Here is a 966-nt window from a genome sequence, read left to right on the forward strand (position 1 = left end):
GCCATCGGGCTAGCGGCGATCGCAAGCGCGGCGCAGCCGGGCGAAGCGGGTCGCCGCCATCGGGCTAGCGGCGATCGTGGCTGACGCGGCGTCGCGGCCTGCCTGCCCGGCGAGTAGCGTCGCGAACGTGATCGATTCCATCCGGTCCAGCCGGGCCGCGATCGACGTCCGCCAGCTCGGAACCGTCGAATACCGCACGGCCTGGCAGTTGCAGCGCGAGCTGGCCGACGCCCGGGTCGCCGGCGGCGGCGACACGCTGCTGCTGCTCGAGCACCCGCCGGTCTACACCGCGGGACGGCGCACCGAGCCGCACGAACGACCGGTGAACGGCACGCCCGTAGTCGACACCGACCGGGGCGGCAAGATCACCTGGCACGGCCCGGGGCAGCTGGTCGGCTATCCGATCATCGGCCTGAGCGAGCCGCTCGACGTGGTGAATTACGTGCGGCGCCTCGAGGAGGCGCTGATCAAGGTGTGCGGCGACCTGGGCTTGGAGACGTGCCGGGTGCACGGCCGGTCCGGGGTGTGGGTGCCGGGCGGTGCCGGGCGGCCCGACCGCAAGGTCGGCGCCATCGGTGTGCGGGTCTCGCGGGCGACCACCCTGCACGGTTTCGCGCTCAACTGTGACTGCGACCTCGACGCGTTCGGCACGATCGTGCCGTGCGGCATCACCGACGCCGACGTGACCTCGCTGTCGGCCGAGTTGCGGCGCCCGGTGGCTGTCGGCGACGTCCGCGCGGCCGTCGCAAACGCCGTCTGCGACGCCCTCGACGGGGTCCTGCCGGTCCGGGAACACCCCGGCACGCGCGTAGCATCAGCGATGTGACTGTCGCACCCGAAGGCCGCAAGCTCTTGCGCCTGGAGGTCCGCAATGCGCAAACCCCGATCGAGCGCAAGCCGCCGTGGATCAAGGTGCGGGCCCGGATGGGGCCCGAATACACCCAGCTGAAAAGCCTGGTGCAGCGC

1 protein-coding gene and 1 pseudogene are annotated in these 966 nt (G+C 72.2%); both read left to right on the forward strand.

Annotated elements, in window-relative coordinates; all coding sequences use genetic code 11:
- The first annotated feature begins 127 nt into the window (after positions 1–127).
- Positions 128–826 carry a lipoyl(octanoyl) transferase LipB gene (gene lipB, locus A9X03_RS26730; RefSeq protein ID WP_067758007.1) on the forward strand — a complete coding sequence of 233 codons (699 nt, stop codon included), beginning with the start codon at positions 128–130 and terminating at the stop codon, positions 824–826.
- Positions 823–966: pseudogene (locus A9X03_RS29555) on the forward strand (lipoyl synthase); the annotation flags it as partial. The gene lipB and the pseudogene A9X03_RS29555, both read left to right, overlap by 4 nt.

It is taken from the genome of Mycobacterium sp. E1715 (genome assembly GCF_001667625.1).
Classification (GTDB): domain Bacteria; phylum Actinomycetota; class Actinomycetes; order Mycobacteriales; family Mycobacteriaceae; genus Mycobacterium.